This is a genomic window from Mucilaginibacter sp. UR6-1, assembly GCF_020880975.1.
Classification (GTDB): domain Bacteria; phylum Bacteroidota; class Bacteroidia; order Sphingobacteriales; family Sphingobacteriaceae; genus Mucilaginibacter.
The window spans coordinates 132,238-148,703 of sequence record NZ_JAJIWP010000001.1 but is presented as its reverse complement, the minus strand read 5'-3'; the positions used below and the strand labels follow the sequence as shown (position 1 = coordinate 148,703).

Sequence of the window (16,466 nt, the reverse complement as noted above, 5' to 3'; positions counted from 1 at the left end):
AAGGCCGCATTGCAGCGGCCTTATTTTAATATTTATTTATATAACCTGGAAACCGTGCGCGTATGGGTCTTCATCATCAATTTTGATGGTGTTGTAACCATATACCTTTGCCCAACCTTCAATACCCGGAACAATGGCGTTTATATCACCTATCTTTACTTCATCCTCAACGGTACCAATAAATTTACTGCCGATGATGCTTTCGTGGATAAACTGATCGCCTTTTTTTAGCTTGCCTTTAGCATGCCACTGCGCCATACGTGCCGATGTACCCGTTCCACAAGGTGAACGGTCAATCGCCTTATCGCCATAAAATACGGCATTGCGGGCGGTTGCGTCGTCAGACAAGGTTGCCCCCGCCCATAACACATGCGTACAGGTGTTTATGGTTGGGTTTTGCGGATGCACAAAATTGTACTTCTCGTTAATGCGGGTACGGATGGTACGGCTCCAGCTAATAAGCTGCCCGGCAGTATAATTCTCTAAACCACCAAAGTTTTCCTGCGGATCAATAATAGCGTAATAGTTACCACCATAAGCTACATCAAACGTTAGCTTACCCAGATCAGGACATTCAACCTCCAGGTTCTCCGCTGCCAGGTACGATGGTACGTTGACCAGTTTTACCGAAGTTACCTTTTGGCCTACTTGTTTGTACGAAATGATAACCAACCCGGCAGGCGCTTCCATACGTACTACACCCGGCGTTTTGGGCTGGATCAATCCCTCCTCAATAGCGATGGTGATGGTGCCGATGGTACCATGCCCGCACATAGGAAGGCAGCCGCTTGTTTCAATAAACAGTACGGCCACATCATTCTCCGGATCATGCGGTGGATACAGTATACTGCCCGACATCATATCGTGCCCGCGGGGTTCGAACATCAGGCCTGTACGGATCCAATCATATTCCTTTAAAAAATGCTGGCGCTTTTCGCTCATGTTATCGCCCTTGAGCTGAGGGCCGCCACCTGCAACCAACCGCACAGGGTTGCCGCAGGTATGCGCATCTATACAAAAAAAAGTCTTGCTGCTCATGTTATGCTTTCGTCCATTCGTTATTCACCTGCCTCCAAATATTCAGCGGGTTACTATCCTGCAATTCGGCCGGTAACAGGCTGTCTTCCCAATCCTGCCATGCCACGGGGCGCACAAAACGATAGATTGCGCCTGTACCCACCGAGGTAAAACGGCTGTCGCTTGCTGCCGGGAAGGGCCCACCATGCTGCATAGCCGCGCAAACTTCCACACCGGTTGGCACACCGTTTAAAATTACACGGCCTGATATATCGGCCAGCTTATCAAGCAAAGTGGTATACGCCGCAAGTTCCTCACGCTCGGCCATAACAGTAGTGGTCAATTGACCTTCAAGTGTATCTACTACAGCTTCAAGCTCCTGAGCATCATCAGCTACTACTAATAACGACCATGGGCCAAATATCTCTTCCTTCAGTTTATGATTACTGATAAATTCGCTCGCCTTAACCGTGGCAACCGTAGCTACCGACTGGTTACAAAGCTCCTGGTTAACGTTGCCTGAACGGGCTATCAAATCAATACCGGCTTCGCCTGCCACACCCTGCGACAGGTTTTGATAGTTTTGCCAGATGCCCGGCGTAAGCATGGTTGCTGACGGCACTACCTCGATAGCTTTTTTCAGGCTGTCGATAAACACGTTCAGCGCATCTGATTTTACGGCCAGTATTAAACCCGGATTAGTGCAAAACTGCCCGGCACCCAGGGTGATAGAAGCGGCATATTTTGATGCCAGTGTTTCAGGCTGTTTCTTTAATGTTTCAGGCAGCAGAATTACGGGATTAATGCTGCCCATTTCGGCAAATACCGGGATAGGTTCCTTACGGTCGCGGGCCATATCAACCAGCGCCATACCTCCTTTGTACGAACCAGTGAAAGCTACCGCCTTGGTAAGCGGGTGTTTTACAAGGGCTTTACCTACAGCATAACCTGAATCATGCAGTAGCGAAAAAACTCCTTCGGGCATACCGGCCTTTACAGCCGCTTTGCTGATAGCCTCGCCCACCAAGGCGCTGGTACCGGGGTGTGCAGGGTGCGCCTTTACAATTACCGGGCATCCTGAAGCCAAAGCCGAAGCGGTATCGCCACCGGCAACAGAAAATGCCAGCGGGAAGTTGCTTGCGCCAAAAACTACTACCGGACCAATGGCCTTGTACATCCTGCGGATGTCGGGCTTTGGCAATGGCGTACGTTCGGGCATAGCGGTATCAATAACCGCTTCAACCCATGAGCCTTCCTCAACCAGGTCAGCAAACATACGTAGCTGACCGGTTGTGCGGCCCATTTCGCCTAAAAGGCGGGCAGTGGGTAAACCACTCTCAGCAACGGCACGGCTTATCAAGGTATCGCCCAGGGCGGTTATCTCTTCGGCTATGGTGCGTAAAAATGCCGCTTTGTTTGTGTTCGATATATTCTTGTAGCTACTGTAAGCCTTTTGGGCAGCCTGCAAGGCCTGCTCAACTGTTTGTTCATCAGCTACCTCAAAATCTCCGTCGAGATGTTTGCCTGTAGATGGATCGATAGCCTTAAAGCTTTCGCCCGATAATGATATGTGTTTACAGCCTACAATATTTTGTCCTTTGATCATTCGTCAAATTTATAAACTTACCGCATCTAATCTACCCCAACTTCCTTCAGGCAATTCCGGGCGGTTAGCCAATGCCGCGTCAATAACCGCTAATACCCTTTCACGCTCAGCGCCTTTTAATGGCAGGCGCGGCGCACGTGTTTGCTCGGTACCAATACCTGTAGCCACTTCGGCCAGTTTAATGTATTGTACCAGCTTGGCATGGATATCAAGCTCCAACACCGGTAAAAACCAGCGGTGAATAGCGATAGCCTCATCAACACGGCCAGCCTTTATTAAACGGTAAATAGCTACAGTTTCTTTAGGGAAGGCATCAACCAAACCTGCAACCCAGCCATGCGCGCCCATGATGATGCTCTCGGTAGCGATAGGGTCAACACCGGTCATGATCTTGAAACGATCGCCAAAACGGTTAATCATTCGGGTAACATTCATTACGTTACGGGTTGATTCCTTTACGGCCTGGATAGTTGGATAAACCGACAGGCGCTCGAACATATCCAGCGTGATCTCAATTTTATAGTCAACCGGGTTGTTATAGATCATGATCGGCAGCGGAGTGCTCTCGGCAATAGCTGAAATGTAAGCGATGGTTTCGTCCTCATCGGCACTGTAACGCATTGGCGGCAATACCATCAAACCATCGGCACCAAGCTCGTAAGCCTTTTGCGCTACCCTTACTGCCGCACGGGTTGATTGCTCGGCAATGTTCAAAATAACCGGCACAGTACCGTTAACAAACTGTAATGTATGGGTAAGCAGGCCGAATTTTTCGTCCTCGGTCAACACACTTGCTTCACCTAACGAACCACCTAATATTATACCTTCAGCACCGGCTTCAAGCTGCGCTTGTATGTTTACATCAAAAGCCTCAAAATCCAGTTGATCATCTGCAGTGAACTTGGTTGTTACTGCCGGGAATACACCTTTCCAGCTAAAATTTATCATTTGTAATTAATATTTTTTTACAAAAGTATATTTAATAAACATGGCTGCTTCATAACAAATTAGCCTATACTTATTACATTTTACCCAAAAACCTGACCTGTATCAGCTTACAAAAAAAAGAGGTCAAAATATGCACAGTATAGGCCAATAACCACGCATAAAGCAATATTGTGGCCGCGTAACTTAGTGCCTTGTTCACCTAACGCGCAGCGTTGTTAATTATACCTTTATATATGTATCTCAAAAAAAGGAGTAAATTATTTACCGCCCTTGCCGTGGGCTTACTGATTGGCCGTGCAGCCATGGCACAATCGTACCTGCCCGAGCTTAATGATAAGCAAATGGCCGTTAAACCCAAGGCTCCGCTTAAAGCTTATGCCTTTAACCTTAAACAGGTAAAACTTTTACAAAGCCCATTTAAAACGGCTATGGATAAGGATGTAGCTTATTTGCTATCAATAGAACCGGACAGATTACTGTCTGACTTCCGCGTGCACTCCGGCCTTAAAGCTAAAGGCGCCAAGTATGAGGGCTGGGAATCATCAGGTCTTGCAGGGCATAGCCTGGGGCATTACCTATCGGCCATTGCATTGCACTATGCCTCAACCGGCGACCCGGAGTTTTTAAAGCGATCAAACTACATAGTTACCGAGCTTGGCGAATGCCAGGTTGCGCGCAAAACAGGCTACGTTGGCGCGATACCTAAGGAGGATACCATTTGGGCTGAAGTGGCCAAAGGCGATATCCGCTCGCATGGGTTTGACCTGAATGGCGGCTGGTCGCCGTGGTATACAGTACATAAGGTATTTGCCGGTTTGCTGGATGCTTACCTATATACTAACAACAAGCAGGCGCTTAAAGTTGCCGAAGGCCTTGCCGACTGGACAGGTAACACCGTTAACGGTTTGAATGATGAGCAATTGCAAAAAATGCTTTTTTGCGAGTATGGCGGCATGGCCGAAACGCTGGTGAACCTGTACGCCATCACCGGGAAGAAAAAATATCTCGACCTATCGTACAAGTTTTATGATAAGGTGATACTCGATCCGTTGGCTGAGCAAAAAGACATTCTACCCGGCAAACACTCCAACACGCAAATCCCTAAAATTATTGCCAGTGCGCGCCGCTACCAGGTTAACCTGGATGAAAAGGATGACCGCATCGCTAAATTCTTCTGGAAAACGGTGGTTACCGATCACTCCTACGCTACCGGCGGTAATAGTAATTACGAATACCTGGGGCCGGCCCGTAAGCTGAACAATACGCTTACCGAAAGCACTACCGAAACCTGCAATACCTATAATATGCTGAAGCTTACGCGTCATCTGTTCGCGCAGGCACCATCGGCGTATTTAATGGATTATTACGAAAAGGCGCTTTACAACCACATTCTCGCATCGCAAAACCATGATGACGGCATGATGTGTTACTTTGTGCCCCTGCGTATGGGTGGGCGTAAGGAGTTCAGTGCCCCGTTCACTACGTTTACCTGCTGCGTGGGTTCGGGTATGGAAAACCATGTTAAGTATAACGAGAGCATTTATTTTCAGGGCGCTGACGGCAGTTTGTATGTAAACCTGTTTATTCCATCAGTATTGGCCTGGAAAGAAAAGGGCATTACCATTACACAGCAAAGCAGCCTCCCTGCAACCGATGAAACTACCCTGAGCATCAGCACCACTAAAACCGCTAAATTCGCTCTCCGCCTGCGCAAACCAAGCTGGACAACCGGCTATACGCTAAAAGTTAACGGCTCGCCGGTGCAAGCTACCCCTGATGCTGACGGCTACCTGGTAATTAACCGAAGCTGGAAAAATAATGACAAGGTTACCTTTACCATGCCCGAGCATATTTATACCGAGGCAATGCCTGATAATGCCAATCGCCAGGCGGTATTTTATGGCCCGGTATTGCTTGCAGGCGTTTTAGGCACAACCGAGCCCGACCCGATGAAGGGTACCCCGGTATTGGTAACCAGCGAAACCGACCCGAACAAATGGCTGCAAATGGTTGATAAAAACCAATTGAGCTTTCGTACGGCCAGCATTGCACAGCCTGCGGATGTTACGCTGGTGCCTTTTAACCAGGTTAACAATCAATACTATTCGGTTTACTGGGATGTGTTTACGCCTGCTACCTGGGCTGTGCAGCAAAAGGCTTATGAGGAGCAGCGCAAAAAACAGCAGGAGCTTGAGGTGCGCACTACCGACCTGATCCGCCTGGGTGAGATGCAGCCTGAGCGCGACCATAACTTAACCGACGAACATGGCGAAACCGGTGAAGACCATCAAAAGAAATTCCGTGTAGCAAATAATGGCGGCTTTTTGCAGTACACCATGAAAACCGACCCGAACAAGCAAAACACGTTGATAAATACCTACTGGGGTATGGATAACCGCGGCCGTGTATTTGATGTACTGGTTGATGGTGTAAAGGTTACCACCGAAGATTTGAACAAATACAAGGAAAGCCGCTTTTACGATATTGAATACAACATACCGATTGAGCTTACTAAAGGCAAAAGCAAGGTTACTGTTAAGCTACAGGCCAAACCGCAAAACAGCGCAGGCCCGGTTTACGGCAGCCACATGGTGCGCGAATAAGTAACTCTCCCCTATTAACCCGAGCCCTGCAAATAGCAGGGCTTTTTTGTTGCAAACGTTTTGATTATAACTATTTGAGCGTTAACTTTAAATTAAACCAAAACACTAATTATGATCTTTAAAAACGCCATTAGCTGGTTTGAGATACCGGCCGCAGATATTGAACGCGCGCAAAGCTTTTACGAAAAGATATTTGATATTAAGATGCAGACCATTGAGTTTGAGGGTGCCGTTATGGCCATGTTCCCGCTTGAGGACCCGATGAACGGTGTAGGCGGCGCGCTGTGCCAGGTATCTGATTTTCATCAGCCATCGGCAAACAGCGGTACCATGATCTACCTGAATGCTAACCCTGATGTACAAATTGTGGTTGACCGTATTGAGGCAGCCGGTGGCACCATCATCGTACCTAAAACAGAAATATCGCCCGAGTATGGTTACATGGCGGTGTTTTTAGATACCGAGGGGAACCGCGTAGCGCTGCATTCCGTACCGGAGAAATATCTATAATATCGATATAAAATAAAATGGCCGCTTTTATTCAAAGCGGCCATTTTTATGGGTTATAAACATATTAAGATACCGTGATATAGTACATTTTAATAATAGCCTCCGGCTTAAATAACTCTTTATCCGCACCTACTGTAATGGTTTTCCATTCGGTTGTCGGGCTGAGTTTTACCTGTTTGGTTTGATCCTTTAACACTAATGGTAAATTAAAGCCGGGTATGCAATTGGTGTAACGGTATTTAAGCGTTTTACCGTCAGTGCTGTATTGCAATTCCAGGTTTGGGATCTGCGTGGTGGTCAGGTATTGTGTAAACACTTTTTTATAATCGAATTTAGCCTGGCCGGATATGTAGTTCTGAATCTGCGCGGCGGTTATGGTTTGATGGTAAAACTGCTTGTTCAACCCGCGCATAATGTTACGAAACAGCACATCATCATTAATACTATGCCTGATGGTTTGCAGCATATTGCCGCCTTTAGGATACATATCGCCGCTGCCCTGCGCATTTACGTTATATGGCGGAATGATCGGTTCCTTATTTTGTATTCCCTTGCGGATGCCGTAGTTATAATCGTTACCGGCATCAACGCCGAAGCGGTAATCAACATACAGGGTTTCGGAGTAATTGGTAAAGCTTTCGTGTATCCACATATCAGCCAGATCGTTACTGGTGATGTTGTTGCCGAACCACTCGTGCCCGCTCTCGTGCACGATGATAAAATCCCACTTCATGCCGAGTCCGGTACCTGATGCATCGCGCAGGCGGTAGCCCGGTTTGTACCAGTTGCCGTAAGCCACGGCGCTCTGATGCTCCATACCGGTATGCGGCGCGTCAATCAGCTTATAACCATCCTCATAAAACGGATACGGACCAAACCAGTGCTCAAACGCCTTTAGCATGTGTTTTACTTCAAACGGCATATAGGTTTTAGCCTTCGGCAGGTTATAATCAAGCACCCAGTAATTCAGGTCGAGCTTGCCTTTTTCGCCATTGTAAACCTCGCTAAAGTTTACGTACTTGCCTATGTAGGGTATAATATCGTAATTGTTGATGGGGTTGGTTACCGCCCATTTGTAGGTAGCGGTACCATCATTGTTTTTTGCGTGTGATAGCATCCTGCCATTGGCAACGGCTACCAGCGTATCCGGCACGATCATGGTTAGCGAAGCCCCTTGATCCGGCTCGTCCGACTGGTGATCTTTACAAGGATACCACACCGAAGCGCCGAGGCCCTGGCAGGTAACTGTCATCCAGGGGCGGTTAAGTGAATCTTTGGCGAACGTCCACCCGCCTACCCAGGGCGGCCTAACCCCCTCTTTGGGCGTGCCTGAAAAATAAACGGCCAGCTTATGTTCTGATTTCGCGGCCTGTTCGCCAACGGTTACATGCCAGGCATTGCCCTCACGGGTATATTTTAGTTTTTGTTTGCCATCCAGCAATATGCTGTCAATATTCAGCGGCTCCTGCAAGTCAACCTGCATTACCGGTGTGTGCTTGCCCGAAAGCACTTTGTAGGTGATCACGTTTGAGCCTGATGTGGTTTTGCTGTTGTAATCGGGCTTAACGGTAATATCGTACTTTAACACGTTCCACCAAACACGCTCCGGGGTGATGGTGCCGCGCAGGGTATCGGCACGGATATAAACTTTGGGGGCTGTTTGGGCAAAGCAACCGGCAGCGGCAAGCAGTGCTAAAGCAGTAAGGCATAATCTGGTGTGTATCATAATCAAAATAAATATACGGGCATAAGGCCTGCAATTAGCAAAAATAGTTTACAAAGCCATGGCTTGCCAACCGCTTATTAGCTCCTTTTTTACATATCTTAGCCTGCGGCACACCTTTAAAACGGTAAATGAATAACTGGCTAAAAAACTACAGCGGAATATTATGGCTTATCAGCGGCGTAAGCGCCGGTGCCATTGCAGGTTTGGTAATGGGCAAACAGGTAGTTGTATTGAAACCTATCGGGGATATTTTCCTGAACTTGTTGTTCATCGCAGTAGTGCCATTGGTATTCTTTGCCATATCATCGGCCATAGCTAATTTAAACGGCACCAACCGTATTGGTAAATTACTCAGTGTAACATCGCTGGTATTTTTAGGGACGATACTGGTATCAGCCACGTTAACCATAATAGCGGTACGCCTGTTCCCGGTACATGAGCAGTTAACCGCGCCACCACTTACCGAGCAAATCAGTAAAAAGCCTTTTGGTGAGCAAATGGTACAGCTTTTTACCACGGCCGATTTTTACCAGCTATTCACCCGCTCAAGCATGCTGGCCATGATATTATTCTCTGTACTCATCGGCTTCGCGGTACTGCGCTCCGGCGAGGATGGCGTACGCTTTGCCCGCTTTTTAAACGCGGGGAACGAGGTTTTCAAGCAGCTCTTCATCATACTGATGAAGATGGCACCTGTTGGCCTTGGGGCTTACTTTGCTTACCAGGTGGGTTATTTCGGGCCGCAGCTTTTTGGCGCTTATGCTAAATCATTAGGCTTATACTATAGTGTGGGCGCATTTTATTTTGTGTTTGGATTTAGTGCCTATGCCTTTATAGCGGGCGGCATCAAAGGTTTTAAACGCTACTGGAAAAACAACATCATCCCATCGGCAACGGCGGTAAGTACCTGCAGCAGCATTGCTACCATACCGGCTAATCTGGAAGCCGCCAAAAAAATTGGCGTGCCCGATTATATTGCCAATATTACCATACCGCTTGGCGCTACACTGCATAAGGATGGCTCGAGCATCTCGTCCATCGTAAAAATGGCAGTGGTGTTTGCATTGTTTGGCAAAGGGTTTGACAGCCCGGAAACTATTATTACTGCCCTGGCTATTACCATTTTGGTTAGTATTGTTGAGGGCGGCATCCCCAATGGCGGCTACGTTGGCGAGTTGCTTTTTATATCTGCCTACGGTTTTCCGCCGGAGGCGCTCCCCCCTGCCATCATCATAGGCACACTGGTTGATCCATTGGCTACCCTCCTTAATTCAACCGGCGATACGGTTGCTGCCATGCTTGTAGCTCGCTTTAGCCATGGTAAAAACTGGATGGAGCAGGTTTCAACATAATATTTACAACTTGTTTGAATGTTTTAACATGTTTTTAACAATTTATTTGGATTTAATCTAAATAAGAATATACATTTGCGGTGTTATTTATTACCATCACAATCCGCACAATTTAACATGACGAAACGTTTATTATTCTCTTTTTTGCTGCTCAGTTGCGTTCTTTATTTTATTCCTCCCGCATATGCACAAACATCACAAACCGTAAGCGGCGTAGTGATTGACGAAAAAGGCGACCCGCTACCCGGCACTACTGTAGCTATTGAAGGCACATCACTCAGCGCCGCTACTGACGCTAAAGGCCGCTACACCATTAAACTCGAACCCGGAACTTATACCCTGCACGTTAGCTTTATTGGCTACACTGCCTCATCGCATAAAATAAATGTAACAGCGGGTGCCAGCGTTAAACAGAACATCTCCCTATCTACTGATAATTCATCACTGCAACAGGTTGAGATAACCGGCCGTAAGGAGAAAACTTACAAAACCAAATCGACCTTTATCGGCAACAAAACCGAAACCGATATTAAGGATCTGCCACAGTCTGTATCCTACGCCAGTAAGGAATTAATGGCTGACCAGGGCGTTGTGCGTACCGGCGATATCGTTAAAAACTTTAGTGGTGTAAACCAGTTCACTTTTTATGATGACCTGACCATACGTGGCTTTCGCGTTAACGGCCAAAGCAATACGCAACTGGTTAACGGCCTGCGTACCAGCACCGGCTTTTGGAAACAGCCGCTTACCAATTACCTGGAGCGTGTTGAGGTATTGAAAGGCCCGTCATCAGCCCTGTATGGTAACGCCAGCCCGGGTGGTGTTGTTAACCGTGTAACTAAAAAACCGCTGAATGAAACCCGCCGCCAGTTAAGCATGTCATTAGGCAGCTTTAACACCCTGCGTGGTTTGGCTGACTTTACCGGTCCTGCCAATAAGGATAGTTCACTGCTTTACCGCCTCAATTTGGGTTATGAGGATGCAGGCTCGTTCCGCGACCTGCAATTTGACAAGAATGTTGTGGTTGCGCCATCGCTTACCTTTATAGCGTCCGAAAAAACCAGCATCAACTTTGATATGGTGTACAACAGCTCACGCTCAAGGCTTGACAGGGGCCAGTCAGTAATTGGTAACGACCTTTACTCTACCCCACAATCATTAGCGCTGAGTACCGCTAACGATTTTTTGAACGAGCAAACCTACATTGTAACCCTATCATTAAACCATAAATTTAATGATAAGCTTAGCTTTAACGCCGCCTATTCAAAAACCGGCTACCAGGAAGACTTGTATGAGCACAGAAGTGCAAATGCTTTTGCTAAGGACAGAACCGGAAAAGATATTTCGAACTTAGTAGCAATGCAAATATTTCAGCGCAAGCGTAAACGATACATTGACAACCTGAGCGGATACTTCAATTACAATGTTAAAACGGGTCCCTTTGAGCACAAAATTGTAGTTGGCTATGATTATGGCAGCGAGAAAATGCCTGCTGGTGCATCACAGCTTACAGCATCCGGATATCGTGATTCATTAAATACCCGCTCAATTGCGTCGTATGTATCAACGCGCGATTCATTATATAAACATGAAGCTAATGGCAATCCAATGCCAAACGTACCATCGTTTGATCTTAACAATTCAATATTGTCTCAGCGCATGCAGGACGATACCAAAGCTTTTTTTGCACCAACTACCCTTGCACCAACTTATTATTACCTGAATGCAGGTTATGTGCAGGATCAAATCAAATTGGGCCGTTTGCAATTATTAGCCGGAATCCGTTATGAATACTATACCGACTTTAACAATTACCTCACCAATACCGAAGTTAAAACGCATTCAAGCGCCTGGCTGCCACGTTTCGGCCTGGTGTATACCGCTACTAAAAATATCAATGTTTACGGTACTTATGTAATGGGTTACAACCCGCAAACCGCGGCCAACCTGGCTAACCCTAATGCGGGTGGACCGTTTGATCCCTTAACCAGCAACATGATCGAGTTTGGTGCAAAAAGCAGTTGGTTTGATGACAGGTTGAGCATCACTACCGCAGTTTATCAAATTGAGCAGAACAATACCCTTTATAATGCTAATGATGCCACTAACCCTGAACTTTTAAGGCAGATTGGTAAAGAGCGCGCACGTGGTATTGAGTTTGATATTACCGGCCGTATTTTGCCAAACTGGAGCATTTTAGCGTCATACGCTTATAACGATGCAAAAATTGTAGATAGTCCAAATCCTGTTGAACTTGGTTTGCAAAAGCCAAACGCGCCAAAAAACAGTGCAAACATCTGGACGAGATATAATTTTGTACGTGGCCCGTTAAGCGGCTTTGGTTTAGGTGTTGGCTCAAACTATGTGGGTGAGCGTAACTTATCTATCGATTTAACTAAAACCATACCGGAGTACCTGCTGGTTAACGCGGCGGCTTACTATCGTGTTAATAAAGTACAGTTGCAATTTAATGCCAACAACATCACCGGCAAAAAATACTGGGTAGGTGGCTATGATTATATCAGGCTGTTCCCGGGCGCACCTGCAAATTATCTTTTAACTTTAACGTACGATTTTTAATAGCTTATGATCTGGAAGCGAGTTAAAGCCGTAGCTGCATGGCTGCATTTATGGGTAGGCCTGGTTACCGGTATCATCGTAGTACTGGTATCAGTAACCGGGTGCATCCTGGTGTTTGAAGATGAGCTTTTTGATACTTTTCACCGCGACCTTGTCGAGGTGAAACAAACCGGCCCCGCAAGGCCGGTTTCTGAGTTATTGGTGATAGCACAAGCAAAGCTGGGCAAAAAAAAGCCGGTTAGTGATATCCGTATTAATGAAGCCGACCACAGCTATATCTTCTCCGCATCAAAAATTAATAAAAAGGATAAAATACAATGGTGGAGCTATTTTAGCCAGTTTAAGTATAAAGATGATGTTTACATCAATCAATATACAGGTGAAGTACTTGGGGTTATTGACGTTAGGTACGAGTTTTTCAATATTACCGAACAACTGCACCGGCAGTTGCTGCTGGTAAAACCGGTAGGCAGTGTTATCATAGGCTCGTGCATTTTGTTGTTTTTGCTGATGATGATTACCGGGTTTATGCTATGGCTGCCTAAAAATTTAAAGCAGCTAAAGAAAAACCTCTCGGTAAAATGGAATGCCCGGTGGAAACGCGTTAATTACGATCTGCATAACAGCTTCGGCTTTTACGTGCTGCCCATTGCCATGATTATTGCTATCACTGGGCTGGTATGGTCGTTCAAATGGTGGGAAGATGGCATATACCGCATTTTAGGCTCACCGGGCAAGGTTGAGCTGGTACGCAAAGCGCCTGAAGTTAGTACCCTCCCTCCTGCTGTTAATCAAAAACATACGCTTGATAACATTTTAGCGCATATACAACACGAGGTCAGCAACAACTACCTTACCATCGGCCTTAACCTGCCTGAGAAGGACGAACCAACCCTGATGGCCTTTGTATACCACAAAAACCGCAGCGATGGCTGGCGCAATATGAGTTATTTTTACTTTGATATGCGCAACGGCAAACAGTTTGATAAGCTTATACACAGCCAAAAACCATTAGGCTTAAAATGGCGCAACTCCAACAAAGATATTCATACGGGCCGTATTTATGGTTTGGGCACGCAGCTACTGGCATTTTTGGCAAGCTTGGTATGCGCATCATTACCCATAACCGGTTTTATGATATGGTGGGGCAAACGCAATAAAAAAAGCAAAAAGCCATTGGCTAAACGGGCAGCGCCTGTACGCCGTAACCTTGCGGTGGTTAAAGAGGATCAGGTTGTGTAATTAATTTACCATCGGTACAACAAATAAAAAGCAGGCATCGTATACGATTATACAACTACCAAATGTTAAATATAATTGTATACCATGGCTGCTTTTAAATATACGGTGAAGCTAACCTGCCTTGTTACTTGCCTGAGTTTTATTTGTTCAACACTGCAAGCGCAAACTACCGATTACGATGGCGATAACTATTTAAAGCTGAATGTACCTGCCTTATTGCTCAAAAACATTTCGTTGCAGTATGAGCGGCCTGTAGGGCAAAAAACATCGGTAGCCCTGGGTATCAGGTACGCGCCTACCTCGAGCCTGCCTTTTAAACAAGCTTTTAAAAATATTATTGATGATGATGAGGTATCAAAACAGATAGACGGTTTTCGTACCGGAAACTTTGTGGTTGAGCCCGAATTCAGGTACTATACCGGCGAACAGGCCGGCCGGGGCTTTTACATTGCGCCATATGTTCGCTATGCGCATTACACTGCCGAGCTGCCGTTCAAGTATGATTATAACGGTACCGAAAAGGTATTCCCGTTTTCGGGCAGCCTCAACGCGTTTTCGGGCGGGGTGATGATAGGTTCGCAATTTAAAATAAGCCAATTGGTTTACCTTGACTGGTGGATAATTGGCGGCAGCTATGGCCACTCATCCGGCCGTGTTGACGGCCGTGCGCCGCTTGATGAAAACGAGCAGCAAGCCCTGCGCGATGAGCTGGAAGAATTTAAGAACGGCTTTATAAAAACTGATTACAAGGTTGACCAAAACGGCGCAACGATAGACCTGGATGGTAAGTGGATTACGGCGAGGCTTGGTTTGGCATTGGGTATCCGCTTTTAAGCACCCGTTGTGTTTAATGCCACCACTTCGCGCAGCATTTCGGCAATTAAATCAAAATCCATTTTTTGCGGTTTGCTAAACCTTATACAACTTTTACCTGTCGAAGCATTCAGCCGGTCGCTGTACCGGGCTATTATTTCAGTACCGGTGAGGTATAACGATATGTAATTCTTTTGGCTGTTAAAGGCAACATGGGCAACGCCGTTAATGGTATAGGTGGGCATGCCATACAGCATACTTTCGGTATGGTTAATAAATATTTGGCGGCACAGCCCGCGCAAGTGTATAAGCGCCTCCAGGCGGTCGGTAGGCACTTCCTTCAAATAATCGTCAACGTTGGTAGCTTTGCTTTGCATGTTATCAGTTTTTTTACAGTGCCCCCCCGGCAAACTAAATTGTAAATTACAAAGATGCCATGCGTTTAAGATAAAAAAAAGACATTAACCATTACATTTAAAATTACGTATAAGTAAATGCTGATTGCAATCTATATTTGCTAACCAAGTATGAGTTTTTCCCTTTTTGATATTGAACCGGATATGCTGCGTGCCGTTATTGACGAAACGCCCGCTCCAACTGCGCTTTATACCGGCAAAAACATGCTCATAAAAGTAGCTAATAAGGCCATGCTGCAAATATGGTTAAAGGATGATGACATACTCGACACCCCTTTTTGCGATGCCCTGCCCGAGATTGCCTGCCAGCGGCTCGGCTCATTGCTGATCGATGCTTATCAAAACAATCAGCATATTGAGCTTAAAGAGGAACGTGTTGACCGTGTAGTAAACGGTAAAGCCATTGCATCATACTATAACATTACTTTTAAACCCCTTACTGATAGCAACCACAGTATTTGGGGCATACTGCATACCGCTATTGATATTACTGAACAGGTAACAGCGCGCTTTCAGCTTACCGAGGCACAGCAGCGTTTGCAATTAGCCATTGAGTCGGCCGGGTTGGGTACCTGGAGTATTGATGCCACCAGCATGAAGATATACCCATCAGCACGTACCAAGCAGTTTTTTGGGTTGCAGCCTGATGATGAGCTTTTGTTTGACGAAGCTATGGCCCGCATAGGCGAACAGCAGCGCCCGCAAGTTGTTGCCGCTATTACCAAAGCCTTTGCACAAGGCGGTGGCTGCGATATGGAGTACCCTATTACCGATCCAAAAACAGGCAAGCAATACTGGGTGCACTCAACCGGCAGGTTATATTATGATGCTCACGGAAACCCGGCCAATTACTCGGGTATAATGATAGATATTACCCAGCGCAAGCAGGAAGAGATACGTAAAAATGATTTTATAGCGATGGTAAGCCACGAGCTTAAAACGCCGCTTACGTCCATCAAATCGTACATACAAATATCAATGGGTAAGGCGCAAAAACTGGGCGAACCCTTTATTGCCGGTGCCCTTGCCAAAGCTGATCTGCAGATTGTGAAGATGACCAAAATGATACGCGGTTTTCTTGACCTCTCAAAACTGGAGTCGGGTAAGATCACCCTATCGCCCGAAGTTTTTGACATCAGCGAACTCATAAATGAAGTAGTGGCCGATGCCCGCTTTATAAATAGCAGCCACTTTATTGAAGTTGACCGCAATGACGCCGCCCCGGTAAATGCCGACCGCAATAAGATAGCCCAGGTATTGGATAACTTTTTAAGTAACGCCGCCAAATACTCACCGCGCGAAACGGAGATCTATGTTAATTGCGTGGTTAATGAAACCGATGCCGTAATATCAGTTACTGATAAGGGCATCGGCGTAAAAAAGCAGGATCAGGAAAAACTGTTTGACCGCTTTTACCGTGCCGATAACGAGATCATGAAAACAGTTGCCGGTTTTGGCATCGGCCTGTACATAGCAGGCGAGATCATTCACCTGCATAAAGGCAAAATATGGGTTGAGAGCGAGGAGTTTGAGGGTGCCACTTTTTATTTCAGCCTGCCCCTTTCGGTCTGATCAAACTTACCATCCTGGTAGCTGGTATCATATGCTCAGGGTTATTAATGTTTATACATTATTTGTAGTGTTTTGTATAAC

General features: G+C 46.3%; 12 protein-coding genes. 7 read left to right on the top strand and 5 right to left on the bottom strand.

The window, feature by feature from the left end; all coding sequences use genetic code 11:
- Nucleotides 1-36: 36 nt before the first annotated feature.
- The 3 genes from LJ707_RS00705 to LJ707_RS00695 are packed head-to-tail and all read right to left on the bottom strand — an operon-like array spanning nt 37 to nt 3,571.
- Entirely contained in the window at nt 37-1,038 is a 1,002-nt protein-coding gene (locus tag LJ707_RS00705; protein WP_228948812.1) for a 4-hydroxyproline epimerase, read from the bottom strand.
- A 1-nt stretch (nt 1,039) separates the two neighbouring features.
- Nucleotides 1,040-2,623, bottom strand: a complete 1,584-nt coding sequence (locus tag LJ707_RS00700) for an aldehyde dehydrogenase (NADP(+)) (protein ID WP_228948811.1) — start codon at nt 2,621-2,623, stop codon at nt 1,040-1,042.
- Nucleotides 2,624-2,632: 9 nt separating this feature from the next.
- Nucleotides 2,633-3,571 (bottom strand): dihydrodipicolinate synthase family protein, encoded by a 939-nt coding sequence (locus LJ707_RS00695; protein WP_228948810.1) that lies wholly within the window; start codon nt 3,569-3,571, stop codon nt 2,633-2,635.
- A gap of 233 nt (nt 3,572-3,804) precedes the next feature.
- On the opposite strand from LJ707_RS00695, the gene LJ707_RS00690 reads away from it, so the two are divergent.
- Together LJ707_RS00690 and LJ707_RS00685 are read left to right on the top strand one after the other, a co-directional pair.
- On the top strand, nt 3,805-6,174 hold the full coding sequence (locus LJ707_RS00690) for a glycoside hydrolase family 127 protein (protein ID WP_228948809.1): 2,370 nt from the start codon (nt 3,805-3,807) through the stop codon (nt 6,172-6,174).
- 111 nt (nt 6,175-6,285) lie between these two features.
- Nucleotides 6,286-6,684 carry a VOC family protein gene (locus LJ707_RS00685; protein ID WP_228948808.1) on the top strand — a complete coding sequence of 133 codons (399 nt, stop codon included), beginning with the start codon at nt 6,286-6,288 and terminating at the stop codon, nt 6,682-6,684.
- Between the two features lie 64 nt (nt 6,685-6,748).
- Here LJ707_RS00685 and LJ707_RS00680 read toward each other — a convergent pair whose 3' ends face one another.
- Nucleotides 6,749-8,410 carry a M1 family metallopeptidase gene (locus LJ707_RS00680; protein ID WP_228948807.1) on the bottom strand — a complete coding sequence of 554 codons (1,662 nt, stop codon included), beginning with the start codon at nt 8,408-8,410 and terminating at the stop codon, nt 6,749-6,751.
- Between the two features lie 128 nt (nt 8,411-8,538).
- Between LJ707_RS00680 and LJ707_RS00675 the strand changes: the two genes are divergently transcribed.
- From LJ707_RS00675 to LJ707_RS00660, 4 genes are all read left to right on the top strand, one after another.
- On the top strand, nt 8,539-9,762 hold the full coding sequence (locus LJ707_RS00675; protein ID WP_228948806.1) for a dicarboxylate/amino acid:cation symporter: 1,224 nt from the start codon (nt 8,539-8,541) through the stop codon (nt 9,760-9,762).
- Between the two features lie 117 nt (nt 9,763-9,879).
- Nucleotides 9,880-12,342, top strand: a complete 2,463-nt coding sequence (locus LJ707_RS00670; RefSeq protein WP_228948805.1) for a TonB-dependent receptor — start codon at nt 9,880-9,882, stop codon at nt 12,340-12,342.
- Nucleotides 12,343-12,348: 6 nt separating this feature from the next.
- Nucleotides 12,349-13,584, top strand: a complete 1,236-nt coding sequence (locus LJ707_RS00665) for a PepSY domain-containing protein (protein ID WP_228948804.1) — start codon at nt 12,349-12,351, stop codon at nt 13,582-13,584.
- A gap of 84 nt (nt 13,585-13,668) precedes the next feature.
- Complete coding sequence (locus tag LJ707_RS00660) at nt 13,669-14,418, top strand: DUF3575 domain-containing protein (protein WP_228948803.1); 750 nt, start codon at nt 13,669-13,671, stop codon at nt 14,416-14,418.
- Here LJ707_RS00660 and LJ707_RS00655 read toward each other — a convergent pair.
- Entirely contained in the window at nt 14,415-14,774 is a 360-nt protein-coding gene (locus tag LJ707_RS00655; RefSeq protein ID WP_228948802.1) for an iron chaperone, read from the bottom strand. The two genes, LJ707_RS00660 and LJ707_RS00655, sit on opposite strands and share 4 nt — an antisense overlap.
- A gap of 150 nt (nt 14,775-14,924) precedes the next feature.
- Between LJ707_RS00655 and LJ707_RS00650 the strand changes: the two genes are divergently transcribed.
- Nucleotides 14,925-16,385 (top strand): cell wall metabolism sensor histidine kinase WalK, encoded by a 1,461-nt coding sequence (locus tag LJ707_RS00650; RefSeq protein WP_228948801.1) that lies wholly within the window; start codon nt 14,925-14,927, stop codon nt 16,383-16,385.
- Nucleotides 16,386-16,466 lie beyond the last annotated feature (81 nt).

Coding starts and splice junctions, on each gene's coding strand:
- LJ707_RS00705 (WP_228948812.1), bottom strand. CDS start 1,038: ATGAGCAGCAAGACTTTTTTTTGTATAGATGCGCATACCTGCGGCAAC.
- LJ707_RS00700 (WP_228948811.1), bottom strand. CDS start 2,623: ATGATCAAAGGACAAAATATTGTAGGCTGTAAACACATATCATTATCG.
- LJ707_RS00695 (WP_228948810.1), bottom strand. CDS start 3,571: ATGATAAATTTTAGCTGGAAAGGTGTATTCCCGGCAGTAACAACCAAG.
- LJ707_RS00690 (WP_228948809.1), top strand. CDS start 3,805: ATGTATCTCAAAAAAAGGAGTAAATTATTTACCGCCCTTGCCGTGGGC.
- LJ707_RS00685 (WP_228948808.1), top strand. CDS start 6,286: ATGATCTTTAAAAACGCCATTAGCTGGTTTGAGATACCGGCCGCAGAT.
- LJ707_RS00680 (WP_228948807.1), bottom strand. CDS start 8,410: ATGATACACACCAGATTATGCCTTACTGCTTTAGCACTGCTTGCCGCT.
- LJ707_RS00675 (WP_228948806.1), top strand. CDS start 8,539: ATGAATAACTGGCTAAAAAACTACAGCGGAATATTATGGCTTATCAGC.
- LJ707_RS00670 (WP_228948805.1), top strand. CDS start 9,880: ATGACGAAACGTTTATTATTCTCTTTTTTGCTGCTCAGTTGCGTTCTT.
- LJ707_RS00665 (WP_228948804.1), top strand. CDS start 12,349: ATGATCTGGAAGCGAGTTAAAGCCGTAGCTGCATGGCTGCATTTATGG.
- LJ707_RS00660 (WP_228948803.1), top strand. CDS start 13,669: ATGGCTGCTTTTAAATATACGGTGAAGCTAACCTGCCTTGTTACTTGC.
- LJ707_RS00655 (WP_228948802.1), bottom strand. CDS start 14,774: ATGCAAAGCAAAGCTACCAACGTTGACGATTATTTGAAGGAAGTGCCT.
- LJ707_RS00650 (WP_228948801.1), top strand. CDS start 14,925: ATGAGTTTTTCCCTTTTTGATATTGAACCGGATATGCTGCGTGCCGTT.